This window comes from Streptomyces sp. NBC_01477, from assembly GCF_036227245.1.
GTDB lineage: Bacteria > Actinomycetota > Actinomycetes > Streptomycetales > Streptomycetaceae > Actinacidiphila.
In genome coordinates this window covers 3,301,058-3,315,796 of the sequence record NZ_CP109445.1, presented here as the reverse complement: position 1 = coordinate 3,315,796, position 14,739 = coordinate 3,301,058, and the positions used below count along the sequence as shown (strand labels likewise).

General features: G+C 73.4%; 11 protein-coding genes. 6 read left to right on the top strand and 5 right to left on the bottom strand.

Annotated features, from left to right (window positions below):
* Positions 1-57: 57 nt before the first annotated feature.
* From OHA86_RS13430 to hutH, 3 genes are all read left to right on the top strand, one after another.
* Positions 58-858, top strand: a complete 801-nt coding sequence (locus OHA86_RS13430; protein WP_329175286.1) for an enoyl-CoA hydratase/isomerase family protein — start codon at positions 58-60, stop codon at positions 856-858.
* Positions 859-938: 80 nt separating this feature from the next.
* Entirely contained in the window at positions 939-2,093 is a 1,155-nt protein-coding gene (locus tag OHA86_RS13425; RefSeq protein WP_329175284.1) for a GGDEF domain-containing protein, read from the top strand.
* Between the two features lie 612 nt (positions 2,094-2,705).
* Positions 2,706-4,256: a histidine ammonia-lyase gene (hutH, locus tag OHA86_RS13420; protein ID WP_329175282.1), complete on the top strand. Its 1,551-nt coding sequence runs from the start codon at positions 2,706-2,708 to the stop codon at positions 4,254-4,256.
* Between the two features lie 9 nt (positions 4,257-4,265).
* On the opposite strand, the gene OHA86_RS13415 is transcribed toward hutH, so the two are convergent.
* Positions 4,266-4,538, bottom strand: coding sequence for a hypothetical protein (locus OHA86_RS13415; protein ID WP_329175280.1), 273 nt, complete (start codon positions 4,536-4,538; stop codon positions 4,266-4,268).
* Positions 4,539-4,912: 374 nt separating this feature from the next.
* Here OHA86_RS13415 and OHA86_RS13410 point away from each other — a divergent pair, with 374 nt between their 5' ends.
* On the top strand, positions 4,913-6,184 hold the full coding sequence (locus OHA86_RS13410) for a L,D-transpeptidase (RefSeq protein WP_329182394.1): 1,272 nt from the start codon (positions 4,913-4,915) through the stop codon (positions 6,182-6,184).
* Here the strand turns inward: OHA86_RS13410 and OHA86_RS13405 are convergent.
* Together OHA86_RS13405 and xylB are read right to left on the bottom strand one after the other, a co-directional pair.
* Positions 6,132-7,301 carry an ROK family transcriptional regulator gene (locus OHA86_RS13405; protein WP_329175278.1) on the bottom strand — a complete coding sequence of 390 codons (1,170 nt, stop codon included), beginning with the start codon at positions 7,299-7,301 and terminating at the stop codon, positions 6,132-6,134. The two genes, OHA86_RS13410 and OHA86_RS13405, sit on opposite strands and share 53 nt — an antisense overlap.
* A 449-nt stretch (positions 7,302-7,750) precedes the next feature.
* Positions 7,751-9,178 carry a xylulokinase gene (gene xylB, locus OHA86_RS13400; RefSeq protein WP_329175277.1) on the bottom strand — a complete coding sequence of 476 codons (1,428 nt, stop codon included), beginning with the start codon at positions 9,176-9,178 and terminating at the stop codon, positions 7,751-7,753.
* A gap of 102 nt (positions 9,179-9,280) precedes the next feature.
* Between xylB and xylA the strand changes: the two genes are divergently transcribed.
* Positions 9,281-10,462, top strand: a complete 1,182-nt coding sequence (xylA, locus tag OHA86_RS13395; RefSeq protein ID WP_329175276.1) for a xylose isomerase — start codon at positions 9,281-9,283, stop codon at positions 10,460-10,462.
* 69 nt (positions 10,463-10,531) lie between these two features.
* Here xylA and OHA86_RS13390 read toward each other — a convergent pair whose 3' ends face one another.
* Positions 10,532-11,140, bottom strand: coding sequence for a hypothetical protein (locus OHA86_RS13390; RefSeq protein ID WP_329175274.1), 609 nt, complete (start codon positions 11,138-11,140; stop codon positions 10,532-10,534).
* 89 nt (positions 11,141-11,229) lie between these two features.
* A complete protein-coding gene (locus OHA86_RS13385; RefSeq protein WP_329175272.1) occupies positions 11,230-12,126 on the bottom strand; it encodes a phosphatase PAP2 family protein in 897 nt (298 codons plus the stop codon).
* A gap of 460 nt (positions 12,127-12,586) precedes the next feature.
* Here OHA86_RS13385 and OHA86_RS13380 point away from each other — a divergent pair, with 460 nt between their 5' ends.
* The gene (locus tag OHA86_RS13380) at positions 12,587-14,668 is read left to right on the top strand and encodes a glycosyl hydrolase family 28-related protein (RefSeq protein ID WP_329175270.1); all 2,082 of its coding nucleotides are present in this window, start codon (positions 12,587-12,589) and stop codon (positions 14,666-14,668) included.
* Positions 14,669-14,739: the final 71 nt, after the last annotated feature.

Genomic DNA, 14,739 nt, shown 5'->3' with positions numbered 1-14,739 from the left:
CGGACCCCCGTGGCAGGATGAAGGGGTTCACGGTCGTTAACCGGGAGGGTCGGGCGGATGGGTGACGTGCGGTACGGCGAGTGGGTGCGGGTCGAGCGGCACGGGCAGCGGGTCGCGGAGCTGGTGCTCGACCGGCCCGCGGCGATGAACGCCGTCTCGGCGGCCATGGCCGAGGCCATCGCGGCGGCCTGCGCGGCCCTCGCGGCGGACCGCACGGTGAGCGTCACCGTCCTCAGCTCCTCCAGCGAGAAGGCCTTCTGCGTCGGGGCCGACCTCAAGGAGCGCAACGCGATGTCCGACGCCGACCTCGGACGGCAGCGCCCGCTGGCCCGCGCCGCGTACACCGGCGTGCTCGACCTGCCGATGCCGACCGTCGCCGCCGTGCACGGCTACGCCCTCGGCGGCGGGTACGAACTCGCCCTCGCCTGCGACCTGATCGTCGCCGACCCGACCGCGGTGGTCGGCCTGCCCGAGGTGTCGGTCGGCGTCATCCCCGGCGGCGGCGGCACCCAGCTGCTGCCCCGCAGGGTCGGCGCCGCCCGCGCGGCCGAGCTGATCTTCACCGCCCGCCGGGTCGCCGCGCAGGAGGCCGTCACGCTCGGCCTGGTCGACCGGCTCGCCCCCGAGGGCGAGAGCGCCCGCACCGCCGCGCTGGGCCTCGCCGAGCGGATCGCCGGCAATTCCCCGGTGGGCCTGCGCGCCGCCAAGCGCGCGCTGCGCCTCGGCCACGGCCTCGACCTGCGCGCGGGCCTCGATGTCGAGGACGCGGCCTGGCGCACGGTGGCCTTCTCCGGCGACCGGGCGGAAGGCGTGGCCGCCTTCAACGGCAAGCGGACCCCCGACTGGCCGGGGGAATAGCGCGGGGCAGCCGGGTCAACCGGAAGTCCGTTCGGCGTAAGCAGCGCCCCAACCCCGGCAAAGCTCCTTAACCTGGGGAGATGGTGGACGGGACGGCCGACGTACGGCTCCGGGCGGTCGTCGAGCTGACACAGGCGCTCGCGACCGCGCAGACCCCGCAGGACGCGGCCCGCGCCGGCGCGCACCGGGCGCGGCTGGCGATGGGCGGGTCCTTCGCCGCGGTGTCCGCGTGGGAGCGGGAGACCGGGCGGCTGCGGGTGCTGGTCAACGACGGCGACCTCGCCCCCGGTGAGGAGCCGGAGCCGGCCGACGAGTCCTACTCCGTGCACGACTTCCCCGAGATCGCCGAATTCCTGCACGGCGGCTGGGCGCGGGGCGGCGAGCCGCACGCCTGGGTCGAGACGTCCGAGGGCACCGGGGCCTCGCCCGGCGGCAGCAGCTGGGGCCGGGCCGCGGCCCTGCGGCGGCGCGGGCGCGGCAGCTGTGTGGTCGCTCCGCTGGTGCTGCACGGGCGGGCGTGGGGCGAGGTGTACGTCGCCCGCGGCCACGGAGAGCCGCCGTTCGCCCGGCCCGACGCGGATTTCGCGACCGTGCTGGCCGCGATCATCGCGTCCGGCATCGCCCAGACGGAACGGCTCGCCGAGGTCAAACAGCTGGCCTTCACCGATCCCCTCACCGGCCTGGGCAACCGCCGGGCCGTCGACGTACGCCTCGACGAGGCGCTGGAACGGCACCGGGCCGACGGTACGGCCGTCAGCCTGATGGTCTGCGACCTCAACGGGCTCAAGAAGGTCAACGACCTGCTCGGCCACGAGGTCGGCGACCGGCTGCTGGAACGCTTCGGGTCGCTGCTCTCCATGTGCGGCGCCATGCTGCCCGGCAGCCTGGCCGCGCGGCTGGGCGGGGACGAATTCTGCATTGTCGCCGTGGGCAGCGGGGCGGACGAGGTGGTGGGGGCGGCCGGGGAGCTGTGCCGGCGGGCGGCGGAGCTGGACGTCGGGGAAGGGGTCGCCTGCGGCGTGGCTTCGACGGCGGATCCGATCGGGCCGGTGCGGTCGGCGCGCAGGCTTTTCCGGCTGGCCGATGCCGCGCAGTACCGGGCGAAGGCGTTGCGTTCCGCGCGGCCGGTGGTGGCTGGGCGGGAGGGGCCGGAGGACCCGGTCCTCCACCTTGCCGATTCGCCGCCGCCCCCGGTCGCCGCGGAGCGGCGCCGTCTTCGCGGCCACCCGCTCTGACCCGGGGGCTGTCCCCCCGCCCTGCCTCCCCGGGCCCACCCGGGACCTTCCCCCGGTGGGGGGCAGTTCCCCGCGCCTCTTCTGCGGGTGCCACGTCCTCTGGCGTTCACAGTGCCGCTGCACTGTGGCTGAGCGCGCGGTTCCCCGCGCTCCCGAGGGGTTGCCACTTGCGGTGGCACTTCGCACGTGCGGTGCGTCTCGGCTGCGCGCGCGGTTCCCCGCCCCTGGGGGACGTGCCCCTCTGCGGCGGAGGACGGGCCCCGCAGGGGCGCGGGGAACTGCGCGCGCAACCACGGCGGCGGGAGAGAAATGACGCCACGGCAAGTGGCACCCGCCCAGGGGTGCGGGGGACTGCGCGCTCAGGCTCCACGCAGGCGCGGGGGAAAGGCGGCAGGAAGTGGCAATCACCCGGGGCGCGGGGGACTGCGCGCTCGGCCGAAGCGGCACCGCGAGACGCCCGCCGCAAGTGGCAGCTTCCCCGGGGCGCGGGGAACCGCGCGGCCAGCGTTCGACGGGCGCGGGCCGGAGGTCGCCGCCGGGGGGACCCCTGGGTGGCCGGGTGACCCGCCGGGAGGGTGACACGCTGGGATTCAATCCCTAGGGTGCGTGAATATGAATATGCACACCGTGGTGCTCGGCCCCCACGGGGCCACGCCCGAGGACGTCCTCGCGGTCGCCCGCGCCTCCGCGCACATCGAGCTGGCGCCGGCCGCCACGGACGGCATGGCCGCCGCCAGGCACGTCGTGGACTCGCTGGCCGCCCGGCCGGAACCGGTGTACGGCGTCTCCACCGGCTTCGGCGCCCTGGCCGTGCGCCACATCTCGCCCGAGCTGAGAGCCCAGCTCCAGCGCTCCCTCGTGCGGTCGCACGCCGCCGGCATGGGCCCGCACGTGGAGCGGGAAGTCGTCCGCGCGCTGATGTTCCTGCGGCTCAAGACGCTCGCGTCCGGCCGTACCGGCGTACGCCCGCTGGTCGCGGAGACGATGGCCGCGCTGCTGAACGCCGGCATCACCCCCGTCGTCCACGAGTACGGCAGCCTCGGCTGCTCCGGCGACCTCGCGCCGCTCGCGCACTGCGCCCAGGTGCTGATGGGCGAGGGCGAGGCGGAGGGCGGTGACGGCGTGGTGCGGCCCGCGGCCGAACTGCTGGCCGCGCACGGCATCGAGCCGATAGAGCTGCGGGAGAAGGAGGGCCTGGCCCTCATCAACGGCACCGACGGCATGCTCGGCATGCTGGTGATGGCGTGCGCCGACCTCGGCGGCCTGTTCACCGCGGCCGACATCACGGCCGCGCTCTCGCTCGAAGCGCTGCTCGGCACCGACCGCGTGCTCGCGCCCGAGCTGCACGCCATCCGCCCGCACCCGGGCCAGGCGGCCAGCGCGGCCAACATGGCCAAGGTGCTGGCCGGGTCCGGGCTGACCGGGCACCACCAGGACGACGCCCCCCGCGTGCAGGACGCGTACTCCATCCGCTGCGCCCCGCAGGTGGCCGGCGCGGGCCGGGACACCCTCGCGCACGCCCGCCTGGTCGCGGACCGCGAGCTGGCCGCGGCCGTCGACAATCCCGTCGTGCTGGAGGACGGCCGGGTGGAGTCCAACGGCAACTTCCACGGCGCCCCCGTCGGCTATGTGCTGGACTTCCTGGCCATCGCCGCCGCCGACCTCGGGTCGATCGCGGAGCGGCGCACCGACCGGCTGCTGGACAGGAACAGGTCGCACGGCCTGCCGCCGTTCCTGGCCGACGACCCGGGCGTCGACTCCGGGCTGATGATCGCGCAGTACACGCAGGCCGCGCTGGTCAGCGAGATGAAGCGGCTCGCGGTGCCCGCGTCGGTGGACTCGATCCCGTCCTCCGCGATGCAGGAGGACCACGTGTCGATGGGCTGGTCGGCGGCGCGCAAGCTGCGTACCGCGGTCGACGCGCTCGCGCGGATCATCGCCGTGGAGATGTTCGCGGCCACCCGGGCGCTGGAGATCAGGGCGGTCGCGGGCGGCAGCCCCGCGCCCGCCACGGCCGCCGTGCTCGCGGCGGTACGGGACGCGGGGGTGCCAGGGCCTGGCCGGGACCGTTTCCTGTCGCCCGACCTGGAGGCGGCGCACACCTTCGTACGGTCCGGCGCGCTGGTCCGCGCGGCCGAGACCGTCACCGGGCCGCTGGCGTAACCGGCCGGGTCAGAGCGCGGCCCGGCGCGCCCGCCGGGTCGCGTCGACGACCAGTGCCGCGCCCACGACCAGGAAGGCGGAGCCGCCGATCACGTACGGTTCGGTGTCGATGCTGCCGGTGTCCGCGAGGTCGAGGTGGGCCGAGGCCGGCACGGCGCCGCGGGCGTGGGACGAGGAAGCGGCGGGCGCGTGCGAGGGGGCGGCGCTCGCGGACGGTACGAAATACAGCGCGGCCAGCACGGAAGCGGCGGCTGCGGCGACATAAGGGCGGGGCGAGGCCAATGGAACCCCCAGGGGTTGCGACGACTTGACCGTGGTGGCCGATCGTAGTGACTCGGGCCACCCGTTGGGAAGCCGCGTCCCCGCGCGGCGCCCGGCGTCAGCAGGCGACGGCGTGAGCGCCACCGTAAGTGGCGGAGCGTACGCGTATGGTCCGCGTCCGGGCCGGGGTGGCGTGGGAAAGGACACAATACGGGCGGAAAGGGTGATTTGCTCCGGAGTGGCTGTTTCCATGGGGACGGAAGAAGCCCGTGGTATTGCCGCGGGGGACCCCAGCCCCATTGGAGAGATGCGTGACGCCGCCTGACAACGGATCTGCCCCCGCCAAGCACCCCAGGATCACCCGGCGCCGCACGCTCGCGGCCGTCGCGGTACTGATGGGCGGCAGCGTCGCCCTCGGCGCGTGCACCAGCGGCGGCGGCTCGCACGCGGACGGCAAGGCCGCGGCGAGCTCCTCGCCCACCGCGTCGGCGGGCAAGCCGACGCCCTCGCAGACGCCGTCGGCGGCCACCCAGGCCACCGAGGACGCGGCTGCCGCGAAGCACACCTCGGCCGCGAAGATCACCATCACTCCGCACAACGGCGGCACCGGGGCCAAGGTCACCGGGGCGGTCAAGGTCTCCGTCAGCGGCGGCACCCTGACGTCGGTGACCATGAAGTCCAAGGCCACCGGCCACAAGGTCGCGGGCAAGCTGTCCGCCGACCACAAGAGCTGGGCCCCCACGGCCACGCTGGCGCACGCCACCCAGTACACGATCGCCGCCTCGGCCGCCGACGCGGACGGCCAGCCGGTCGCCGCGACCGCCTCCTTCGTGACCGCCGCGGCCAAGCCGTCGACCTTCGTCGGCTACTTCACGCCTGAGGACGGTTCCACCGTCGGCGTCGGGATGCCGGTGTCGGTCAACTTCGACAAGGCGATATCCACGTCCGACCGGGCCGCCGTGCAGCGGGGCGTCTCCGTGACGTCCAGCAGCGGGCAGCAGGTGGTCGGCCACTGGTTCAACTCCAAGCGGCTCGACCTGCGCCCGCAGTCGTACTGGACGGCCGGCTCGCACGTCACGCTGGACCTGAACCTCAAGGGCGTCAAGGGCGCCCCCGGCGTCTACGGCGTCCAGAACAAGACCGTCGGCTTCGACGTGGGCCGCTCCCAGGTCTCCACGGTCGACACCAGCACCCACATGATGACCGTCGTGCGCGACGGCCAGGTGATCAGGACCGTGCCGATCTCGGCCGGCGGTGACGGCCACACCACCTACAACGGCCAGCTGGTCATCGAGGAGAAGGACCAGACCACCCGGATGAACGGGGCCACGGTCGGCTTCACCGACGACGACGGCAAGGGCGAGTACGACATCCCCGACGTCCCGCACGCCATGCGGCTGAGCAACTCCGGCACCTTCATCCACGGCAACTACTGGGGCGACCCGTCGATCTTCGGCCAGGCCAACACCAGCCACGGCTGCATCGGCATCGAGGACGTCAAGGGCGGCAAGGACCCGAGCACCAACGCGGCGTGGTTCTACGACCACTCGCTGGTCGGCGACGTCGTCACGGTCGTCAACTCGCCGGACAGGACGATCCAGCCCAGCAACGGCCTCAACGGCTGGAACATGACGTGGAGCCAGTGGGTGGCAGGCTCGGCTCTGTAACGGTACGGATCCACGTCGCGGGGTCGTCCAGCACGGTACGCACCGAGCTGTAGGCGGCCCCGCGCAGTACGCCGTCGTGGCCCAGCCGGGAGATCAGCACGTCCTGGGCCCGCCACTGGCGGTCCGTGACGCGGGCGGCGAGCTCGCGGCGCACGCCCGGCAGCAGCCAGGGCGCGAGGTCCGCGAGCGGGCCGCCGACCACCACGGCCTGCGGGTCGAGCAGGTTGACCGCACCGCTGAGGGCTATGCCCAGGGCGGCGCCCGCCTCCTCCAGCGCACGCAGTGCCGCGGGGTCGCCTGCGACGGCCGCCGCCTTGAGCGCCGGGCCGCGGCCGGTACGCACCCCGGCGGCCCGCAGCAGCGCCTCCTCGCCAGCGTAGGTCTCAAGACAGCCGTGCGCACCGCACGAGCAGCGGGGCCCGTCCGGGCGTACCGGCACATGCCCCAGCTCGCCCGCGAAGCCGCGGGCGCCGCGGAAGAGCCGGCCCTCCACGACCAGTGCGGCGCCGATGCCGATCTCGGCGGACACGTGGACGAAGTCGGTGAGGCGGCCGTCGTGGCCGCCGAGCCACAGCTCGGCCAGGGCGCCGAGGTTGGCCTCGTTCTCCAGCGCGGTGGCCGCGCCCCCGCCGAAGGCCGCGGCCAGCGGTACGTCCTCCCAGCCGAGGTTCGGCGCGCGCAGGACGGTGCTGCGGTCCTGCCCGATCAGGCCCGGCACCGCCACGGTCGTCCGCACCGGGCGCAGCCCGGCCTTCGCCGCCTCCGCGGTGACGGCCGCGGTCAGCTCCGCCAGCTCGGCCAGGACGGCCGCCGCCGGGCGGCTGCGGTTCGCCGCGGGGCGCTCGGCGCGGCACCTGATCGTGCCGCGCAGGTCCACCGCGCAGGCGGCGAGGTGGTCCACGCCGATCTCCGCGCCGATGCCGGCGGGGCCGGTCTCCGACAGGGCCAGGACGGTGCCCGGGCGGCCGACCGTGCCGGGGCGCCGGGCGCCCTGCTCCTCCACGAGGCCGGCCGCCAGCAGCTCGTCCACCAGTGTGGACACGGTGGCCCGGGTCAGGCCGACCTCCGCGGCGACCGCGGCCCTCGTCACGTTCTCGCCTGCCGCGAGGGCTTTCATGACCAGCGCCATGTTTCGCCGGCGGAGGCCGGCTTGTGCGCCTGTGCCTTTCCCCACGATGTCCCTCCGGTCGGGTGTTTCCGTCTGGCCGCGCGCCCATCCCGGCGCCCCGGGGTGGTGGCCGCCCCCGCGCCCACACGACGGTCCGCCGCGGCTCGTCGCGCAGTTCCCCGCGCCCCTTCTGCGGGTGCCACGTCCTGTGGCGTTCACAGTGCCACTACGCCGTGGCTTGTCGCGCAGTTCCCCGCGCCCCTGGGGCGGTGGCCGCCGGTGCCTGCACGACAATGCGTCTCGGTTGCGCGCGCGGTTCCCCGCGCACCTACGGGCTCGTCCTCGCCGCAGAGGGCACGCCATCAGGGGCGCGGAGAACCGCGCGCGCGACCGCGGCGGCGGGAAAGGAGCGATGGCACCGTACGCGGCGATCACCCCGGGGGCGCGGGGTCACCCGGTCAGGACGGGGACGTCAGGGGGAGGGCCGCGGCCAGGCGGGTGAGGGCGGGGGTGTCGAGGGGGAGGGCCGGGTGAACCCGGCCCGACGTCGTGCCCCAGCGCCGCGCGATCGCGGGCGCCGCCTCACCGGTGAGCACCGCGGCAGCCTGCACCGCCGCGCCCAGGGCGACCAGCTCGCCCGCCTCGGGTACCTGGACCGCGCGCCCGGACAGCCTGCGTACCGTCTCCAGCCACGCGGCGCCCCGCGCGCCACCGCCGATGACCAGCAGCGGCTCCTGCGAGGGCGGCTCGCCGTCCACCGCGAGCACCTGGTCGAGCGCGCCGAGCAGCGCGTAGACGGCGCCGTCGTAGGCCCCCTGGAGCACCTGCCCGGCGGTGGTGTCGTGGCGCAGCCCCGTGAGCAGGCCGGACGCGTACGGCAGGTTCGGGGTGCGCTCGCCGTCGAGGAAGGGCAGGAAGGCGACCGAGCCGCCGGGCTCGACGTCCTCGCGCTCGCGGCCGAGCAGCGCGGCCACCTTGTCGACGGCGAGCGTGCAGTTCAGCGTGCACGCGAGCGGCAGCCACCCGCCGTCCGCCGCGGCGAAGCCGGCCACCACCCCGCTGGCGTCGGTCGGCCGATGCCGCGACACCGCGTAGACGGTGCCGGACGTGCCGAGGCTGAGCGCGGCCCGGCCGGGCGTGAGGCCGAGGCCCAGCGCGGCGGCGGCGTTGTCACCGGTGCCCGCCGCGACCAGCGCGCCGGCCCGCAGCGGCAGCCCGTCGCGCACGGTGCCGGCCTGCTCGCCGGGGCCGAGCACGGCCGGCAGCAGCTCGGGCGCGAGCCCGATCTCGGCGAGCAGTGCCTCGTCGTAGCTCTCGGTGTCCGACCGCCACCAGCCGGTCCCTGACACGTCGCCGCGGTCGGTGACGGCGGCGCCCGACAGCCGTTCGGTCAGGAAGTCGTGCGGCAGCCGTACGGCGCGGGCCGCCGCGGCGGCCTCGGGCTCGTGCTCGGCGAGCCAGGCCCACTTCGAGACGGTGAAGCTCGCCCCGGGCACGGAGCCGAAGCGCCGGGCCCAGTGCTCGGCACCGTACTTGTCCACCAGCGCGGCGGCCTGCGGCGCCGACCGCACGTCGTTCCACAGCAGCGCGGGCCGCAGCGCCCGCCCTTCCGCGTCGAGCACCACGAGCCCGTGCTGCTGCCCGCCGACCGAGACCGCCTCGGCGCGGCCGGCCCACTCGCCGATCTGCCCCAGCGCGGATTCCAGCGCCGACCACCACTGCTCGGGGTCGCTCTCCCGCCCCGCGCCGGTGGTGACCGTGTGCCGCGCCTGGCCCGAGGCCAGGACGGCACCGGTCTCGACATCGACCGCGAGCACCTTCGTGGACTGGGTCGAACTGTCGACCCCGAGGACGACCGACCCCTGCGATGCGCTGTCCGACCCCATGTGATTCCTGTCCCTTCCTGAGCCCGTCGCGGGCTGCCACTTCCCATCATCGGCCTCGCATACTAATTTGTTCAACAGTCTGACGAATAGGAGCGAGCCGTAATGACTTCCGAGACGAACCTCACCCCGAAGCCGGAGCACAAGTTCACCTTCGGCCTGTGGACGGTGGGCTGGCTGGGCCGCGACCCGTTCGGCGACGCGACCCGCGCGCCGATCGACCCGGTCGACAGCGTCGCCAAGCTCGCGGAGCTGGGCGCGTACGGTGTGACGTTCCACGACGACGACCTGATCCCCTTCGGGTCGTCCGACGCCGAGCGCGACGCGATCGTCAAGCGCTTCCGTGCCGCGCTCGACACCGCCGGGCTGACCGTCCCGATGGCGACCACCAACCTCTTCACCCACCCCGTCTTCAAGGACGGCGGCTTCACGGCGAACGACCGCGACGTGCGGCGCTTCGCGCTGCGCAAGACCATCCGCAACATCGACCTGGCCGCCGAGCTGGGCGCCAAGGTCTATGTCGCGTGGGGCGGGCGGGAGGGCGCCGAGTCCGGCGGCGCCAAGGACGTACGGGTCGCGCTCGACCGCTTCAAGGAGGCCTTCGACCTGCTCGGCGACTACGTCACGGAGCAGGGCTACGACCTGAGGTTCGCCATCGAGCCCAAGCCGAACGAGCCGCGCGGCGACATCCTGCTGCCGACCGTCGGCCACGCGCTGGCGTTCATCAACTCCCTGGAGCGCCCCGAGCTGGTCGGCGTCAACCCCGAGGTCGGCCACGAGCAGATGGCCGGGCTGAACTTCCCGCACGGCATCGCCCAGGCGCTGTGGCACAAGAAGCTCTTCCACATCGACCTCAACGGCCAGACCGGCATCAAGTACGACCAGGACCTGCGCTTCGGCGCCGGCGACCTGCGGTCGGCGTTCTGGCTGGTGGACCTGCTGGAGACGGCGGGCTACGAGGGCCCGCGGCACTTCGACTTCAAGCCGCCGCGGACCGAGGACTACGAGGGCGTCTGGGCGTCGGCGGCCGGCTGCATGCGCAACTACCTGATCCTCAAGGAGCGGGCCGCCTCCTTCCGCGCCGACCCGGCCGTCCAGGAGGCGCTGGTCGCCTCCCGCCTCGACCAGCTCGCGCTGCCCACCCTGGCCGAGGGCGAGGGCCTGGCCGGCCTGCTGGCCGACCGCGCCTCGTACGAGGACTTCGACGCGGACGCCGCCGCCGAGCGCGGTATGGCGTTCGAGCAGCTGGACCAGCTCGCGATGGACCACCTGCTCGGCGTCCGCTGAGCCCGTGGCCGCAGGCCGCGGCGCCCCCCTCCGGGTGCGCCGCGGCCGTCCGTCAGGGCCGGCGGGGCGTCAGCAGTTCACCTCGGCGCGGAGCTTGAGCATGATGTAGAGCAGCTTCGCCCGGCCGACCGTGGCGCGGTCCAGGCCCTGGCGGCCGAAGACGAAGACGTACTCGGCGTCCGGGCGGCCGGGCACCGAGGCCCAGATGTCGCCGAACAGCAGCACGTCCTCCTCGTACGCGGACGCCGCGTCGGCCGGCTTCGGATACGCCCGGGTGACCTCGGTGTACGTCGAGCCCGCCGTGATGCCCTCGGGGGTGTGCAGATTCTCCCCGGTCAGGGACGTGATGCCGTACTTCGGCGAGAAGCCGACGGTGATCCCGTTGAGCCCGGTGTCGGAATTGCACGCGGACAGCGTGTGGGTGGGCCGCTCGAACTGCCCGGTCGCCACCGCCTTGTCCAGGGTCATGCCGACATCGAGTCCGGCGAGCCCCTTCGGGCCGATCTCCCGCGGCGGGCTGGACGGCTCGACCACCCGCCAGGCCGGCGACGGCGAAGCGGGTTCCGCCGCGGGCGCGGGATGCCCGCCGCCGATCGTGATCGTGCACCCCGCCAGCGCCGACGTCAGCGCGGCCGCCCCCGCGGCGATCCCGGCCGTGCGGCCGATACCGCTCCCCATGTCCGCCCCCTCATGGCCCCCATGACCCCTCATGACCTCATGATCAGGAGCGGAGTGTATCCGGCGGCCGGAAAGGCGCTGGGGCGCGGTCAGTTGCGGCTGCGCTCGGTGGGGACGGCTGTCGACCTGGTGGCCGGCTCGGGGACGGTGCCGAGGCCGGCGTCCGCGGGCACGGGCACCCGCTTGAGCGGCCAGGCCCAGTGGCCGCGGCCCGGCAGCGGGGCGGGCGGGTCGGTGACCGGGCCCGGGATGATCGCGAGCGCCAGGCCCAGCAGGGCGGAGCCGACGATGCAGTCCAGCCAGTAGTGGTTGGCGGTGCCGACCACGATCAGCATCGTGATCAGCGGGTGCAGCAGCCACAGCCACCGCCACCGCGAGCGGTACGCGGCGATCAGGCCGACCGCGATGGCCAGCGCCCAGCCGACGTGCAGCGACGGCATCGCCGCGAACTGGTTGGACATCGAGTCGCCGTCCGGCTTGCCGTAGACGGCGGGACCGTAGACCGACGCGGTGTCGATCATGCCGGCGCCGTGCAGCATCCGCGGCGGGGCGAGCGGGAAGAAGAGGTGGCCGATCAGCGCCAGCATCGTCTGGATCACGATCGCCCGCCTGATCCACAGGTAGTGCGCGCGCTTCTTGACGAACATCCAGCCCAGGAAGATGGCCATCGCCGGGAAGTGCACCGTGGCGTAGAGGTAGTTGGCGGTGTGGATCACCGTCTCGCTGTGCAGCATGAGCTGTTGCACCGAGTGCTCGCTCGGCAGGTGCACCGCCCGCTCGAAGGACCAGACGTTGTCGGCGTGCCGATAGGCCGCGTCCGTCTGCCCGTTGGCGACCTTGCGGCCGTACTTGTAGATCGAGTCCACCGCGAAGAGCAGCAGCAGCTCGGGAAGCAGCTGCGGCAGTCTGGTCGGCAGCGGCACCCGCGGTCTGGGGAACGGCCGCTTCGCGGTGAGTACCGACGTCGACCCGTTCCCCAGTCCCATAGCGCAGCCCCTGCCCCTCCACCGACGTCCACCGAAATCCCGACGCACCCTCGCCCGCACCGTCTGCCCCGCAGAACCGACGTCAGTCGGACCGCTCCCGGCCATCCTTGCAAAACCACCGCGAAATGTCCGTGGGGTTACGAAGTACCGGCCGGTGTGAGACGTGCGTCACGGCGGCGGTGCGCGAGGGGGCCACTGGTCGGCCCACTGATCGCGGGGTGCAACGCGCGTATCGGTTGACGCAAAAATCTCGCAACTGTGTGTAGCTGGACGCCAAACAGACGAAATCATCTCGCACGAGCCTTGTGGAACCGGACGTCGCGGACCTAATGTCACCTCACCCCGACGCCCGCCCCGCCTCGCCCTCCGAGCTTCGCCCGGGGGTCCCCGTCAGACCGGGAGCGGTGCGGGCGTCCGGGCGACCCCCACCTGAGCCTGTCCCGAGAGAATCGAGCATTCGATGTCACGGAGCATCACCGGTGCTGTGGCGAGATGGTCCAGAGGCCCGCGGCGAAGAGCCGCGGTGACGGTCGCCTCGGCGACCGCCGTCGCGGCCGCGCTCGGCGTACTGACCGGCGGAACGGCGGTCGCCGGCACCGGCGGTGCGCACAGCGGCAGCGCGAGCGGCAGCGGCAAGGCCGTGGTCACCCGTGCCGCGCTCGCCCCGGCGCTCACCGCGGGACGCGGCGCCGACGTCGGCTTCGCCGAGCAGGAGGCCGAGAACGCCACTACCAACGGCACCGTCATCGGCCCGGGCCGCGCCGCCTACACCCTGCCCGCCGAGGCGTCGGGCCGCAGCGCGGTGACCCTCCAGCCGGGGCAGTACGTCGAGTTCACGCTGCCGAGCGCCGCCAACGCGATCAACGTGCGCTACAGCATCCCCGACGCCACGGGCGGCGGCGGGCGCACCTCGCCGCTGAACGTCACCGTCGACGGCGGCGCGAAGCAGACCCTGACGCTGACCTCGCAGTACGCCTGGCTGTACAACCTCTACCCGTTCTCGAACGACCCCGCGGCCGACATCCTGCACCCCGACTACTGGGTCACCGAGTGCGCCTGCGTGCCGCAGGACACCACCCCGACGCCGGTCTTCGCCAAGCCCTTCCGGCCCAACCACTTCTACGACGAGCAGCGGCTGCTGCTCGGCCGTACCTACCGGGCCGGCCAGACCGTACGGCTGTCCGTGCCGGCCGGGGCCGCGGCCACCACCGTGGACCTGCTGGACTCGCAGCTGGTCGCACCGCCCAAGGTCGACCTGCTGGCCGCCAACGTCCTGCTCTTCGGCGCCGACCCGACCGGCCGCAAGGACTCGGCCGGCGCGATCGACAAGGCCATCGCCTTCGCGCAGCGCTCCCACCTCAAGGTCTACATCCCGCCGGGCACCTACCAGGTCAGCCGGCACATCATCGTCGACCACGTCACCATCGAGGGCGCGGGCAGCTGGTACACCGTCATCAAGGGCCACCAGGTGGACCTGGCGACCCCCGCGGCCGACGGCTCGGTCCACACCGGCGTCGGCTTCTACGGCAAGGACGCGTCGGCGGGCGGCAGTTCTGACGTGCACCTGTCCGGCTTCGCGATCCAGGGCGATGTGCGCGAGCGGATCGACACCGACCAGGTCAACGGGATCGGCGGCTCGCTCAGCAACTCCACCATCGACGGCCTGTACATCCAGCACACCAAGGTCGGCATGTGGTTCGACGGCCCGATGAGCAATCTGCGGATCACCGGCAACGTGATCGTCGACCAGATCGCCGACGGCATCAACTTCCACACCGGTGTGACGCGTTCGTCGATCTCCGACAACTTCCTGCGCAACACCGGTGACGACGCGCTGGCGATGTGGTCGGAGAAGACCGAGGACGCGAACAACACCATCGACCACAACACCGTGCAGACCCCGGTGCTGGCCAACGGCATCGCCGTCTACGGCGGTACGGACAACACCGTCTCGGCCAACCTGGTCGCCGACCCGATCCGCGAGGGCAGCGCCCTCCACGTCGGCTCGCGCTTCGGCTCCGAGGCCTTCACCGGCAAGCTGTCGATCACCGACAACACCACGGTCCGGGCCGGCACGTACGAGCTGAACTGGAACATCGGGCTCGGCGCGATCTGGTTCTACGCGCTGGAGAAGAACATCGGCGCCGACATCCAGGTGACCGGCGACCGCTTCCTCGACAGCACCTACAACGCGATCATGCTGGTCAGCGATTTCCCGGTGAAGGACCTCTACTCCATCACCAACGTCCACTTCAAGGACATCCAGGTCGACGGCACCGGCACCTCCGTGCTGAGCGCCCGCGTCTCGGGCGGCGCGACCTTCCAGAACGTCGACGCCCGCAATGTCGGTGCCGTCGGCATCAACAACTGCGGTTCCTTCAACTTCCCGGCGACCGGCTCCGAGTTCAGCGTCACCGACCTCGGCGGCAACGACGGCGGCGGCACCACCGGCCCCTGGCTGGCGCCCTGGGAACTCCCCAACACCATCACCTGCAACGACCGCCCCGACGTGGTCGCTCCCCCCGCTCCTTCGACCTGGTGACCCGCACCTGAACCGCACGCCCCCCGGCAGCCCGCGTCACGCGGCCCGCCGGGGGGCGTCGTCCGTCCGGG

Bases quoted from the DNA above. Each gene is read 5' to 3' on its own strand.
- OHA86_RS13430 (WP_329175286.1), top strand. From the start codon at position 58: ATGGGTGACGTGCGGTACGGCGAGTGGGTGCGGGTCGAGCGGCACGGG.
- OHA86_RS13390 (WP_329175274.1), bottom strand. From the start codon at position 11,140: ATGGGGAGCGGTATCGGCCGCACGGCCGGGATCGCCGCGGGGGCGGCC.
- OHA86_RS13405 (WP_329175278.1), bottom strand. From the start codon at position 7,301: ATGAAAGCCCTCGCGGCAGGCGAGAACGTGACGAGGGCCGCGGTCGCC.
- OHA86_RS13385 (WP_329175272.1), bottom strand. From the start codon at position 12,126: ATGGGACTGGGGAACGGGTCGACGTCGGTACTCACCGCGAAGCGGCCG.
- OHA86_RS13410 (WP_329182394.1), top strand. From the start codon at position 4,913: ATGGGCGGCAGCGTCGCCCTCGGCGCGTGCACCAGCGGCGGCGGCTCG.
- xylA (WP_329175276.1), top strand. From the start codon at position 9,281: ATGACTTCCGAGACGAACCTCACCCCGAAGCCGGAGCACAAGTTCACC.
- OHA86_RS13425 (WP_329175284.1), top strand. From the start codon at position 939: ATGGTGGACGGGACGGCCGACGTACGGCTCCGGGCGGTCGTCGAGCTG.
- xylB (WP_329175277.1), bottom strand. From the start codon at position 9,178: ATGGGGTCGGACAGCGCATCGCAGGGGTCGGTCGTCCTCGGGGTCGAC.
- OHA86_RS13380 (WP_329175270.1), top strand. From the start codon at position 12,587: ATGTCACGGAGCATCACCGGTGCTGTGGCGAGATGGTCCAGAGGCCCG.
- hutH (WP_329175282.1), top strand. From the start codon at position 2,706: ATGAATATGCACACCGTGGTGCTCGGCCCCCACGGGGCCACGCCCGAG.